12 protein-coding genes are annotated in these 13,904 nt (G+C 35.9%); 7 read left to right on the forward strand and 5 right to left on the reverse strand.

The genetic code is table 11. The features are described from left to right. The first annotated feature begins 112 nt into the window (after positions 1 to 112). Entirely contained in the window at positions 113 to 1,405 is a 1,293-nt protein-coding gene (locus I3217_RS01275; RefSeq protein WP_435047910.1) for an NAD(P)/FAD-dependent oxidoreductase, read from the forward strand. Here I3217_RS01275 and msrB read toward each other — a convergent pair. After that, positions 1,402 to 1,875, reverse strand: a complete 474-nt coding sequence (gene msrB, locus I3217_RS01280; RefSeq protein ID WP_435047911.1) for a peptide-methionine (R)-S-oxide reductase MsrB — start codon at positions 1,873 to 1,875, stop codon at positions 1,402 to 1,404. The two genes, I3217_RS01275 and msrB, sit on opposite strands and share 4 nt — an antisense overlap. 118 nt (positions 1,876 to 1,993) lie before the next feature. On the opposite strand from msrB, the gene I3217_RS01285 reads away from it, so the two are divergent. Together I3217_RS01285 and I3217_RS01290 are read left to right on the forward strand one after the other, a co-directional pair. Beyond that, on the forward strand, positions 1,994 to 2,800 hold the full coding sequence (locus I3217_RS01285; protein WP_435047912.1) for a M48 family metallopeptidase: 807 nt from the start codon (positions 1,994 to 1,996) through the stop codon (positions 2,798 to 2,800). Positions 2,801 to 2,858: 58 nt separating this feature from the next. Then, positions 2,859 to 4,175: an MFS transporter gene (locus I3217_RS01290; RefSeq protein ID WP_435047913.1), complete on the forward strand. Its 1,317-nt coding sequence runs from the start codon at positions 2,859 to 2,861 to the stop codon at positions 4,173 to 4,175. 48 nt (positions 4,176 to 4,223) lie between these two features. Here I3217_RS01290 and I3217_RS01295 read toward each other — a convergent pair whose 3' ends face one another. The 4 genes from I3217_RS01295 to I3217_RS01310 are packed head-to-tail and all read right to left on the reverse strand — an operon-like array spanning position 4,224 to position 7,181. After that, the gene (locus tag I3217_RS01295) at positions 4,224 to 4,961 is read right to left on the reverse strand and encodes a head GIN domain-containing protein (protein ID WP_435047914.1); all 738 of its coding nucleotides are present in this window, start codon (positions 4,959 to 4,961) and stop codon (positions 4,224 to 4,226) included. Between the two features lie 27 nt (positions 4,962 to 4,988). Continuing rightward, positions 4,989 to 6,077 carry a hypothetical protein gene (locus tag I3217_RS01300; protein WP_435047915.1) on the reverse strand — a complete coding sequence of 363 codons (1,089 nt, stop codon included), beginning with the start codon at positions 6,075 to 6,077 and terminating at the stop codon, positions 4,989 to 4,991. After that, positions 6,055 to 6,615 (reverse strand): hypothetical protein, encoded by a 561-nt coding sequence (locus tag I3217_RS01305; RefSeq protein WP_435047916.1) that lies wholly within the window; start codon positions 6,613 to 6,615, stop codon positions 6,055 to 6,057. The genes I3217_RS01300 and I3217_RS01305 overlap by 23 nt, the downstream gene beginning before the upstream one ends. Positions 6,616 to 6,626: 11 nt before the next feature. Next, positions 6,627 to 7,181, reverse strand: a complete 555-nt coding sequence (locus tag I3217_RS01310; protein ID WP_435047917.1) for an RNA polymerase sigma factor — start codon at positions 7,179 to 7,181, stop codon at positions 6,627 to 6,629. Positions 7,182 to 7,416: 235 nt separating this feature from the next. Between I3217_RS01310 and lon the strand changes: the two genes are divergently transcribed. From lon to rpsA, 4 genes are all read left to right on the forward strand, one after another. After that, the gene (lon, locus tag I3217_RS01315) at positions 7,417 to 9,867 is read left to right on the forward strand and encodes an endopeptidase La (protein WP_435047918.1); all 2,451 of its coding nucleotides are present in this window, start codon (positions 7,417 to 7,419) and stop codon (positions 9,865 to 9,867) included. 167 nt (positions 9,868 to 10,034) lie between these two features. Beyond that, positions 10,035 to 11,054 (forward strand): type IX secretion system protein PorQ, encoded by a 1,020-nt coding sequence (gene porQ, locus I3217_RS01320; protein ID WP_435047919.1) that lies wholly within the window; start codon positions 10,035 to 10,037, stop codon positions 11,052 to 11,054. Beyond that, positions 11,054 to 11,743: a (d)CMP kinase gene (gene cmk, locus I3217_RS01325; protein WP_435047920.1), complete on the forward strand. Its 690-nt coding sequence runs from the start codon at positions 11,054 to 11,056 to the stop codon at positions 11,741 to 11,743. Before porQ ends, cmk begins: the two co-directional genes overlap by 1 nt. Positions 11,744 to 12,014: 271 nt before the next feature. After that, positions 12,015 to 13,844 carry a 30S ribosomal protein S1 gene (gene rpsA / locus I3217_RS01330; RefSeq protein WP_435047921.1) on the forward strand — a complete coding sequence of 610 codons (1,830 nt, stop codon included), beginning with the start codon at positions 12,015 to 12,017 and terminating at the stop codon, positions 13,842 to 13,844. Positions 13,845 to 13,904: the final 60 nt, after the last annotated feature.

A 13,904-nucleotide genomic window follows, 5' to 3' on the forward strand; every position in this document is an offset into this window, starting at 1 on the left:
TCAATTTATTAAATCGTTTAAAGCTACGAATTTACGAAACCTATTTCGAATATAGAATTTAGTGCCTATAAAAAATTAACTTTTGCTACATTTGTTTTGTAAGATCCTATATATGAATATATCCCGAACTAGTTATCCCCGTATTGTTATTATTGGTGGTGGATTTGCAGGCGTAGCGCTGGCCAGAAAATTATCGAAACTGGAGGTGCAGGTGGTATTGCTGGACAAAAACAATTACCATAATTTTCAACCCTTATTATATCAGGTATCTACCGGTGGCCTGGAGCCCGATTCTATAGCGTATCCCATTCGTAAAATATTAAAAGACTATAAGAATTTTCATTTCAGGCTGGCTGAAGTTTTGGAAATTGAACCAGAGAAAAAGAATGTTATTACGAATATAGGTGATTTAAAGTTCGATTATTTGGTTGTAGCCTCAGGATCAGAGACGAATTATTTCGGTAATGCATCTATAGAAGCACATAGTATGGCAATGAAGACCATACCGCAATCTTTAAATCTTAGGAGTCTGATACTGGAGAATTTTGAAGAAGCGCTGCTTACTGCCGATTTAAATGAACGGAATGCACTAATGAACTTTGTAATTGTTGGAGCCGGCCCCACAGGAGTGGAACTGGCCGGAGCACTGGCAGAAATCAAGAAAGGGATACTGCCCAAGGACTATCCCGATTTAGATACGCGATTGGCTCAAATTCATCTGATACAGTCCGGGGATAGAATTTTAAAGGAAATGAGTGAAGTTGCGTCAGCAAAAGCTGAAGATTTTCTGGAGGAGCTTGGGGTTAATGTCTGGAAGAATCTTAGAGTAACAGGTTATGATGGGAAAACCGTTACAACCAATACCGATGTGTCATTCGAAACGGAAACTATGGTCTGGGCAGCAGGAGTTAAGGGCGCTGGTATTAAAGGACTGAATTCGGAAGATTTATGTACAAGAAATCAGCGTATCAGGGTAAATAAATTCAATCAGCTTCCCGGGTATACTTATATCTTTGCGATAGGAGATATTGCTCAGATGGAAACCGTAGAGCATCCAAAGGGATATCCTATGATGGCGCAACCTGCTATTCAGCAAGGTAAACAGTTGGGAGATAATATAAAGCTTTTATTAGAACAGCAGCCAATGGTTCCTTTTGCCTATAAGGATAAAGGAGCAATGGCGACAATTGGTCGGAATAAGGCTGTTGTAGATTTACCAGATTATAAGTTTCAGGGTGTTTTTGCCTGGTTTGTCTGGATGTTTGTGCATTTGTTCTTTTTAATAGGTTTCAGAAACCGGATGGTTGTATTTGTAAACTGGGTTTATAATTATATTCGATTCGATCGCGAGGCACGTTTAATTATAAGGCCTTATAAAAAGAAGTTTAAAGTGGATAATAATTAATTGGCCGGCTCGAAAATAAGTGCATCTCCATTAATACAGTGACGCTTTCCTGTAGTGTTTTTTGGTCCATCGTTAAAAATATGACCTAAATGACTTCCGCATTTGGCGCAGTGTTCTTCGGTACCGTAAATAGGATCACTGTCTTTAGAATACGCTATAGCTCCGGGAATTTCCTGATCGAAACTGGGCCAGCCACAACCAGAGTCGTATTTGTTGTTACTCTTAAATAACGGAGCTTTACAGGCAGCGCAATAATAGGTACCCAAAGCGTATTGTTTGTTTAAGTCACTGGAATACGGTGCTTCTGTACCAGCTTCTCTAAGAATGTAATATTGTTCGGGGCTAAGAATTTGTTTCCATTCTGCTTCAGTTTTTGACACCTCGTAAGTTGTGCTTTTTTTAGGTTGTTGTGCTTTACTGTGACATGAGAATAAGCAGAAGCACATAATAAGTAGAACAGGAAGTTTCATAAGTTTAAATGTTTACTGTAATAGTCGTTTATTATGAATTTACTTACGATAATAAAAAAATGATTTGAGTTTAGGTTAATTTTCTTTGTTTTGTATTTTTAGACAAATTATAAAATACATGAACCTTAAATCGAATTATCTTCTTTTCTTAGTTTTCTTAATGTCTTTAGGGTGTGCTACCAATCCCTTTACAGGAAAACAAACTATGGCTATAGTGTCTAACGATCAGCTTTTTCCAGCGTCATTTAAACAATACGACGAATTTTTAAAAGAGAATAAAGTAGTTGAAGGTACTGAGGATGCTGCTCGAATAACTCGTGTAGGGCAACGCATAGCAAAAGCTGCAGAGCGTTATCTAAATGCGAACGGTTATGAAGGTTATTTAAAAGGATATCAATGGGAATATCATTTAATTGAAGATAAAACAAAAAATGCCTGGTGTATGCCTGGTGGTAAAATAGTGTTTTACACTGGGATTTTACCAGTGGCCCAGACAGATGCCGGCATTGCTGCCATTATGGGGCATGAAGTAGCTCACGCTTTAGCCAACCACGGGCAGCAACGTATGAGTGCGGCTTATATACAACAGGGCATTGCAATCGCAGGAAATGTTGCTATTACAGACGATGAAAGTCGAGACTTATTCAATCAGTATTATGGTGTTGGTTCCACTGTGGGAGCTATGCTGCCATTTAGCAGAAGTCACGAAGCAGAAGCTGATAGAATAGGAATTATATTAATGGCCATAGCAGGGTACGATCCTGCTGTAGCTCCGGAATTATGGAAGCGTATGGAAAGTAGTAATACGCCGGAGTTTTTAAGTACACACCCTTCTAATAGTTCAAGAATTGCTCAGTTGAGTGCCTTGGTAGCTAATGCAAGAGCTGAAGCTAAAAAATTTGGAGTTACTGGTTTTACCGAATAATTTAATAATTGATAATTCGCTTTTCTTTAAAAATGATTTTAATCTGACCTTTCCATAAATGAAATCTTATCCTAAAGGCCACAAAACTCTTTTAAATGCCTGGGCATTTTACGACTGGGCGAATTCGGTTTATACCTTAACCATTGCTTCTACTATTTTCCCGATTTTTTATGGGGCTTTGTTTGCCGAAGGCGAATTGTATGTAAATGTATTTGGAACTACTGTAAAAAACACGGCATTAATTTCCTTTGTTACAGCTTTTGCTTTTTTAGTCATTGCTTTTATATCTCCGATCTTATCTGGTGTGGCCGATTATATTGGAAATAAAAAAGGATTTATGAAATTCTTTTGTTATACTGGCGGTATAGCTTGTATCGGGTTAAACTGGTTTAGCCTGGACTATATTTATATGAGTCTGTTTTTCTATTTTTTCGGATTAATTGGCTATTGGGGAAGCCTGGTATTTTACAATTCTTATTTACCGGATATTGCATTTTCCGAGCAACAGGATCGTATTAGTGCCAAAGGATTTTCATTAGGTTATTTGGGTAGTGTTATTTTACTGCTTGTAAATCTGGCAATGGTATTAAAGCCAAATTGGTTTGGAATTACAGGAACCGAAGGAGAGGCTGCTATGAAAGCCATGCGTTACTCTTTTATTACGGTGGGTTTATGGTGGATTATCTTTAGTCAGTTTACCTATTATTATTTACCTAAGGGAGTAAAAACCGGACATAAGGTAACTAAGCGCGTCTTGTTAAATGGGTTTAAAGAATTAAAACTTGTGGCAAAGGCTATAAGTGAAAACCTGAAATTAAAGCGGTATTTGTATGCCTTTTTTGTCTATAGTATGGCGGTTCAGACCATTATGCTTGTGGCAACTTACTTTGGAGAACAGGAAGTAAACTGGGGTGGAGAGCAGGAAAAAACTATGGGACTTATAGGAAGCATACTAGTTATACAGATTGTGGCTATTGCAGGAGCAGTTTTAACATCCAGAGTATCTTCTAAAATAGGAAATATAAAAACACTTATTGTGGTTAATTTTATCTGGATGAGCATTTGTGTGTATGGGTATTTTGTGAAAACACCAATGCAGTTTTATGTAACGGCTATGTTTGTTGGGCTGGTTATGGGAGGTATTCAGGCCTTGTCCAGATCGACATATTCTAAATTTTTACCGGAAACAAAGGATACAACTTCTTATTTTAGTTTTTTTGATGTAACCGAAAAAATAGGTATTGTTATCGGTATGTTTATTTATGGAAGTATCGATCAGATTACAGGAAGTATGAGAAATTCCATTCTCTTTCTGTTTATCTTTTTCTTAATAGGTATCGTATTACTCTTTAGAGTGCCCAAAGATATGAAGTGAAAAAAGCTCCGTTACGGAGCTTTTTTTATGGTTGGATAATAGTTTGAATTAGTACGAAGAGATACTTCCGGATCCCATGACTTTAGTGTCTTCTTTTTCCGGGTGACCTTTATAACTAATATCGCCAGAACCTGAAACTCGTCCTTTCAAAGTGTTGTTACTAACAACATCGGCATCTCCGGAACCAGTTACAGATACATCTGTGTTATTAGCGTTTAAATCGTAGCCGTGAAAATCTCCAGAACCCGTAACTGAAACATGTAAATTGTCCGATTCTCCTTTTAGAGTAAGATCTCCCGACCCTGTAATTGAAGATTCCGTAGTTATGGCAGTAAGGGCTAAAGAAATATCTCCCGACCCTGTAAGGGATACGTTTAGTTTGTCAACTGTTATTTTATCTTCTGTAGTTAAATCGCCCGAGCCGGTTAAAGAAACAGCCGAAATATCTTCAAACGGTATGGTTACGATAACATTATGATTTTTACTAGGGTTAATACTGTAACCGTCTTTAACCTTTACTTTAAGTACGTTGTTGTTTACTTCGGTAATGATATATGGTATAAGATTCGATTCCCCCTGAATTGTAAGTTGACCTTCTATGCCTTTAATTAATTTAAAATCCATAGAGCCTGTACAGGTAACACCATCGTATGAAGCAGTCGATCTGTTTTCAGTAATAATGTTTCCCGAACCTTTAATACCATTTGTTCCATATTGGGCACAGGAATTTAAAGTAGCTGTTATTATAAGCAGCGCCAGGGCCTTTTTTAAGTGTGTTGTTTTCATTTTTTGATTGATTTATAGAGTTGATGATTAGTTTTTTACAAATGAAATGCTACCGTAATCGGAATTTATTTTAATCAGGTTGGAAGTGTTTGCACTACCATAATACCCCTTGTAATATTTTTCACTGGAATCTGAGCGCTTAATATCGAATTGAAAATCGTCCTGATCGCGGATATCGGCATAGTCTAAATCGAGTTCGAACTTAAAGTGATAGTTTGGATCGTAACCAATTTTAATGCCTACATAATCCGAGTCTATCGAAATGTTGTTGGCATTTGCCGTCATGTTTTTAATTTTAATTGAACCGTAATCGGCATTTATATTTACCGATTTGTAAACGTCTCCTATTACTACAGTCAGATAATCGCCTTCACCTTTAAAATTGTTAACTTTGTCTATGGTCATACTACCATAATCGCAGTTATAGCTTGCGTTTTCGGCAATTTCAACTTTACTTTTAGTGTAGTCCGCATTTATGAACAGGTCTTTGGTTTTAGCAACGGTAAATTCACTGTAATCGGCATTTATTTTTCCACTTTTAATATACTCGAAATAAGAATTTTTGGTGTAATCGAAATGAATCTCATTGTTGTCGGCCATTAATTCTTTGGTCGTAATTTTTCCATAGTCGCAGCTTATCTTGGCATGTCCTTCCAGCTTGTCCAGATTAATTGCACCATAATCATTGCTTAGATTTACACTATTAGTAATAGGCATTTTAATAAGATAGTTAATCTTCATGTTTACATTATCTGCACCATTCCAGTTCCACCATTTAGATTTACTTTTTGTGAAAATGGTTTTAGCAGAAACTTGACTTGGTGAAGATTCAAATTCTACAGTAATATCGTCTAATTTGTTTTGCACTTTATCAGCATCATTACCATTAGTTGTAATAGTGATTTCGAATACAATGCGGTTTTCGTTCCAGGTTATAACATCTACGTTACCATAGCTGTTATCTACACTTAAATTGGCGTTTTTGTCTACTTTAAACTCTCTTTTAATAACCTTGTCTTTGGTGTGCTTTCCATTCCAAGGCGAAGTATGCGCCATGACTAACAGGGGTAAGGCTATTAAGAAGCAAGCGATTTTATATGATAATTTTGTTTTCATGAGATGTGTTTTTTAATTGTTTTACAGTATCAATAGTTTTTAAAACTTCTTCCAGAATTGAAATTCTGTTTTGGAAATTGGTAATCATGGCATAGATTACGCGTTTATCTTCGCCACTTTTAGTTAAATCTAATTTTAGTTTTTCATAATCGTCTTCAAGAATTTTTAATTGCTTTAAAGCATCTTGTATTAGGGGTTGCACCTCAGGTGCATTTTCGTTTTGTAATGTTTTTAATTCCTGAGCTATGGTAGCCGTAAAAAAGCTTTGTGTTTTAGCCATTTCAGGAGAAACACTTGCCAGGTCTTTAGTTGTATTCTGCTGGTTAAAAGTAAAGGTTAATACAATTAACAGGACTATAGAGGCAGCAACAGCCAGTAATGGTTTTAAGAAAGGATAATGTTTCTTTTCTAGTGTTACAGTTTTGGATTGCGATTTTAATTTTGCCAGAAAACGATCTTCATGAGATGCGTTTGGTACTTCAAAATCAAAATCATCCTGTAACGATTTAAAAAGGGTATCTATATTATCTGGTTTCATAATGTTTTGTTTTAAACAATGTGTTCTAGTTTTTGTCTTAAACTGTCTTTCGCTCTGGAAATGGTTGTTCTGCAATTGGCATAACTGATATTCATTATACTGGAAACTTCCTCGTAATCGTAACCTTCAATTAAATGTAAGGTCAGGGCAATTCTGTAATTATCTTTTAATCCATTCATTTTTTGTAAAACCAACTGGGCTTTTTGTTTTGCCGTATCGTCTTTGTCTGTGTCTACATAAGTATCTTCAACTTTATACATTACTGTGTCAAAAGGAACATCGCTGTGTTTACTATTCTTATTAAAATGTTGTATACTATTATTAATTACTATTCGTTTTAACCAGGCGCCAAACGTATTAATATCGTTTAAGGTGTTTAGTTTTGTAAAGGCCGTTAAAAAAGAGTCCTGCATAATATCTTCGGCTTCAAAACTGTTTTTTACAATTCTAAAAGCTGCATTATACATGGCTTTATAGTAACGGTTATAAACTTCCATTTGAGCCGATTGGGTTCCGGTTTTACATTGTTCTATAAGCGTGTTAATATGTTGGTGGCTTAGTGACAACTATTTTAATAATGATGGTTTATTTTAAAGATACGCTTATTGGCTAATTGTTACAGTTTGGTTAAAAAAAGTTTTTATTTTTTTTGAAGCTTGGCATATAAATTGAAATTTAAGTGATGATTAGTGGTGTGTTTTTGTTGGTATTCCGCTAATTTTGAATACGATATACAAAACGAAATAGCTTAAATACTGAAATGCAATCTGTTTATTATGACAGATTGACCTAAATTGATATATGAAAAAATCTAATTTTTTAAGTCTTGACAGTTTGTCATTACAGGAGTTCGATGAAAATTCAGAGTTAATCCCGTTAATGACGCCCGAAGATGAAGAAGAAATAAATAAAGAAGAGCTTCCGGAAACCTTACCTATTTTATCATTACGTAATACCGTTTTATTTCCTGGGGTTGTAATCCCTATTACTGCAGGTCGCGATAAATCGATAAAGCTTATAAACGATGCTAATAAAGGGGGGAAAGTAATTGGAGTGGTTTCGCAAAAGGATGAAACCATAGAAGACCCTACAGCTAATGATATTTACGAAACAGGTACCGTAGCACGAATTTTACGTGTTTTAAAAATGCCTGATGGCAATACAACTGTTATTATCCAAGGGAAAAAACGCTTCAAGGTTAACGAAGTAATTACAGAAGAGCCTTATTTAAAAGCTACTGTTTCTGAAGTGCCGGAAGAAAAACCCGCACAGAATAACGAAGAGTTTTTAGCTATAGTAGAGTCTATTAAAGAGCTGTCGCTGCAAATAATAAAGGAAAGCCCTAACATTCCAAGCGAAGCCTCATTTGCTATTAAAAATATAGAGAGTAATTCGTTTTTAATCAATTTCATTTCTTCTAACATGAACCTTACTGTTAAGGAGAAGCAAAGTCTTTTAGAGAATAACGATCTTAAAGAACGCGCTTTGGAGACATTGAAATTTATGAATATGGAGTTTCAAAAACTGGAACTTAAAAACGATATTCAGTTAAAGGTTCAGAGTGATATGAACCAGCAACAACGCGAATATTTCTTGCATCAGCAAATGAAAACCATTCAGGAAGAATTGGGTGGTGTTAGCTATGAGGAAGAAATTGAGGAAATGCGTCTTCGTGCAAAGAAGAAAAAGTGGGATGATAACGTGAAGAATCATTTTGAAAAAGAGCTTTCAAAAATGCAGCGAATGAACCCTCAGGTTGCCGAATATTCCATTCAGCGCAATTATCTGGATCTGTTTTTAGATTTACCTTGGAATGAGTTCAGTAAAGATAAATTCGATTTAAAACGCGCACAACGTATTTTAGATCGTGATCATTATGGTCTGGAAGATGTGAAACGCCGTATTATTGAATATCTGGCTGTTTTAAAATTAAGAAATGACATGAAGTCTCCTATTTTATGTCTTTACGGCCCTCCGGGAGTTGGTAAGACCTCTTTAGGAAAATCTATTGCCGAGGCTTTAGGGCGTGAGTATGTGCGTATTTCTTTAGGTGGATTGAGAGATGAAGCAGAAATAAGAGGGCATAGAAAAACGTATATAGGGGCTATGCCAGGCCGTATCATTCAAAGTCTTAAAAAGGCGGGGACTTCGAATCCTGTTTTTGTTTTAGATGAGATTGATAAATTATCTAATTCGCATCAGGGCGATCCGTCTTCAGCCTTACTAGAGGTTTTAGATCCGGAGCAAAACAGCGAGTTTCATGATAATTTCCTGGAAATGGGCTTCGATTTGTCTAAAGTCATGTTTGTGGCAACGTCAAACAGTTTAAATACCATTCAGCCTGCACTTTTAGACCGTATGGAAATTATAAACGTAACGGGGTATACCATAGAGGAAAAAGTGGAGATTGCCAAACGTCATTTGGTTCCTAAGCAACTAAAAGAACATGGTTTAAATGAAAAGGATTTAAAAATAGCAAAGCCGCAATTAGAAAAAATTGTAGAAGGTTATACCAGAGAATCCGGAGTACGTGGTTTAGAAAAACAAATAGCAAAAATGGTGCGTCATGCCGCCAAAAATATTGCTATGGAAGAGGAGTATAATATTAAGGTAACAAATGAGGATATTATTGAAGTACTTGGCGGACCAAAATTAGAACGCGATAAGTACGAAAATAATAATGTTGCGGGTGTAGTTACCGGTCTGGCGTGGACACGTGTTGGAGGTGATATATTATTTATAGAATCTATTTTATCTAAAGGAAAAGGAAATTTAAATATTACCGGTAATTTGGGTAAAGTAATGCGCGAGAGTGCTACGATTGCAATGGAGTATATTAAAGCGAATGCTGAAGAACTGGATTTAAATCCGGATATATTCGATAAATATAATGTACACATCCACGTACCTGAGGGCGCAACGCCAAAAGACGGACCTAGTGCCGGAATTACTATGCTTACGTCGCTGGTATCTCTGTTTACACAACGTAAGGTAAAAGATAGTCTAGCAATGACAGGAGAAATTACGTTAAGAGGTAAGGTGTTGCCGGTTGGCGGAATTAAAGAAAAGATTCTGGCGGCCAAGCGAGCAAGAATTAAAGAAATTATTCTATGTGAAGATAACAGACGTGATATCGAAGAAATAAAACAGGAATATTTAAAAGGTTTAACGTTCCACTATGTAACGGAAATGAGTGAAGTTTTAAAAGTAGCGTTAACGAATCAAAAAGTTAAGAACGCCAAGACCTTATAGTTTTTGTTCTAATAAAAGTATAATATTGAAATGCATCAAAATAATTTGTTTTGATGCATTTTTGATTTTATAGGTAAAAGTGCAAGTGCTGTATTCCATTTTATAGTTAAAAAATATAATCCGGAAATAGACGTTTTAAGTTTAAGATTTATTTAATTTGCAGCTGTATGAGGCAAAAATTACTGTTTTTTTTTATTGGTATTAGTAGTGTTGTGGCGTCTGCGCAATTGGGTGGTGAATCTACTTACCAGTTTTTAAATTTAGTATCATCTCCACGCCAGGCAGCTCTTGGTGGTAAAGTGCTTACCAATGTCGATTACGATGTAACTCAGGCCTTGTATAATCCGGCGACTATTAATGTTGAAATGGATAACCAGTTAGCAGTTAATTATACGAGTCATTTAGGGGCGGTTAGTTACGGTTCTGCAGCTTATGCTTATACGTGGGATAGAAGAACTCAGACCTTTCATGGCGGAATAACTTATGTGAATTATGGAAGTTTTGAAGGCTATGATGAAGAAGGAAACGAAACCGGAACCTTTAGTGGGGGAGAATCGGCTGTATCATTGGGTTATGCTTTGCGGGTTGGTATTTCTGATTTTTATGTGGGCGGAAATTTAAAATTGATAACATCCAGGTTAGAGCAGTATTCTTCTTTTGGTTCAGCGGTGGATTTAGGAATTTTATATATTAATGAGGATATAAATTTTAATGCGACTCTGGTTGTACGTAATTTAGGAACTCAGATTACAACCTACGCAGGAACCAGAGAGCCTTTACCTTTAGAGATTGATTATGGAATGTCGCAAAAGCTGGAAAATGTACCTTTGCGTTGGCATCTTACTTTAGAAAATTTACAGGAATGGCCTATAGCAGTTTCAAATCCGGCACGGACAGAAAGTGATTTGGAAGGCAACCAAACCGAAGAAAAAGTGTCTTTCTTGCAAAATGTAATTCGTCATACGGTCGTAGGAGCAGAGCTGTTTCCAGACAAAGGATTTAATGTACGCTTAGGGTATAGTTTTCGTCGAGGAGAAGAGCTACGTATAGTGGACCAGAGAAATTTTTCAGGTTTATCTGCAGGGTTCTCAATTAAATTAAATCGGGTGCGATTTAGTTATACGTATGCAAGTTATACCAGCGCAGGAAATTCAAACTATTTTGGTTTAAATATAGATTTACAATAATGAAACATATAACGATAGCCATAGACGGATACTCTTCAACAGGTAAAAGCACCATAGCAAAGCAAATTGCAAAGGCATTGGGCTATGTTTATGTCGATAGTGGAGCGATGTATCGTGCGGTAACCTTCTTTGCGATGCAACAAAATTTCATTTCTGAAGCTGGGTTTAAGAAAGATGATTTATTGCAAAATCTGCAGAAAATAAAAGTGTCATTTAAATTCAATCCCAATTTAGGTTTTGCTGAAGTGTATTTAAATGACAGGAATGCAGAACGAGAGATTCGAACTCTGGAAGTTTCAAATTTTGTAAGTCAGGTGGCTGCGGTGCCGGAGGTGCGGGCAACACTGGTTAAAATTCAGAAGGAATTAGGAGCGCATAAAGCTGTAGTTATGGATGGGCGGGATATTGGTACCGTGGTGTTTCCGGATGCCGAGTTAAAAATATTTATGACGGCATCAGCAAAAACCAGAGCAGAAAGACGATATGACGAATTAAAGGCAAAAGGCGAAACCATTACTTTTGATGCTGTACTTGAAAATGTTCAGAAACGGGATCATCTGGATAGTACAAGAGCAGATTCTCCATTATTAAAAGCCAGTGATGCCATAGAGATTGATAATTCAAACGCTACTATTGAAGAACAAATTCAATTTATTTTAAAACTGGCTGAAGAGCGCATCAATAATTAAAATAAATTTTAGTCCTCTTACTTTTTTTGCTTATTAACTATTTAAAAATCAGTTGTTTTATTTAAAGGTTTAAAATTAGGCTATTTTAAAAAATATAATTAATTTTGCACTCCTTTTAGTGGCAATTGGAAAATAAAAGGGAAGATAAATAAATTATAGATAACACTTCTGTGTGTTTGTTGCTTAATTTTTCCAAGAACATGCAGGATACAAAACGTAATGTATCAGGAGTTTTTTGTATATAAATTCCATACATTATTACTTTAATTAAATGGCTGAAAAAGCAAAACAAGCTGAAGTTGAAGCAACTGAAGCAAAAAAAGCAGAAGCTCCGGTAGTATCTGAAGCTCAAGCAAACCCTGAAAAATTCTTAAAAGAGTTCAACTGGCACAACTACCAGGAAGGTATTGATGAAGTTGAAGATTCGCAATTAAAAGAATTTGAAAAATTAGTAGCAGAGAATTTCGTAGACACTTTAGATGATGAAGTTGTTGTTGGTGAAGTGGTTCACATTACAGATCGCGATGCTATTATCGATATTAACGCGAAATCTGAAGGTGTTATTTCTTTAAACGAATTCCGTTATAATCCAAACTTAAAAGTAGGAGACAAAGTAGAAGTATTAATCGATGTTCGTGAAGATGCAACTGGTCAGTTAGTATTATCTCACAGAAAAGCTCGTGTTATTAAAGCTTGGGATCGTGTTAATGCAGCTCACGAATCTGGTGAAATCGTTAATGGTTTCGTTAAGTGTAGAACTAAAGGTGGTATGATTGTGGATGTATTCGGTATCGAAGCATTCTTACCTGGTTCTCAAATCGATGTGAAGCCTATCAGAGATTACGATCAGTATGTTAACAAAACAATGGAATTCAAAGTTGTTAAAATCAACCACGAATTTAAAAACGTTGTTGTATCTCATAAAGCTCTTATCGAGGCTGATATTGAAGAACAAAAGAAAGAAATTATTGGTCAGTTAGAAAAAGGTCAGGTATTAGAAGGTGTTGTTAAAAACATTACTTCTTACGGTGTATTCATCGACCTTGGTGGCGTAGACGGATTAATTCACATTACAGACCTTTCTTGGTCTAGAATTAACCACCCTAACGAAATCGTTGAGTTAGACCAGAAATTAAACGTAGTTATCCTTGATTTTGATGAAGATAAATCAAGAATCCAATTAGGTTTAAAACAATTATCTAAACACCCTTGGGATGCTTTAGGTGAAGAAGTAAAAGTAGGAGACAAAGTAAAAGGTAAGGTAGTTGTAATTGCAGATTACGGTGCATTTATCGAAGTTGCAGAAGGTGTTGAAGGTTTAGTTCACGTTTCTGAAATGTCTTGGTCTACACATTTACGTTCAGCTCAGGATTTCGTGTCTGTAGGAGATGAAGTTGAAGCTGTTATCTTAACTTTAGATAGAGAAGAGCGTAAAATGTCTTTAGGTATTAAGCAATTAACTCCAGACCCATGGACTGATATTACTTCAAAATACCCATTAGGATCTAAGCATACAGGTGTTGTACGTAACTTTACAAACTTTGGTGTATTTGTTGAATTAGAAGAAGGTATCGACGGATTAATTTATATCTCTGATTTATCTTGGACTAAGAAAATCAAACACCCATCTGAATTCTGTGCTGTAGGTGATAAGTTAGATGTTGTTGTACTTGAGTTAGACGTTGAAGGACGTAAACTATCTTTAGGTCACAAACAAACAACTGAAAACCCTTGGGATAAGTACGAAACTGAATTTGCAGTAGGTACTACTCACACAGCTGCTATTGCTGATGTAGTGGATAAAGGTGCGACTATCGACTTTAACGAAGATATCGTAGCGTTTGTACCAACTCGTCACTTAGAGAAAGAAGATGGTTCTAAATTAGGTAAAGGAGATTCAGCTGAATTCAAAATTATCGAATTTAACAAAGAATTTAAAAGAGTAGTAGCGTCTCACACAGCTATCTTTAAAGAAGAAGAAATCGCTAATGTAAAAGCTGCTGCTAAAAAAGTAGCTGCTCAGGCCCAGGAAGCAAAACCAACTTTAGGTGATGCTAACGACGCTTTACAAGCGCTTAAAGACAAAATGGAAGGAAAATAATTTTTTTCTAACTGTTTATAACTTAAAAGCCTTCCATATTCTGGAAGGCTTTTTTTGTGT

Origin of the sequence: Formosa sp. S-31 (genome assembly GCF_051172795.1) — a bacterium.
GTDB lineage: Bacteria > Bacteroidota > Bacteroidia > Flavobacteriales > Flavobacteriaceae > Formosa.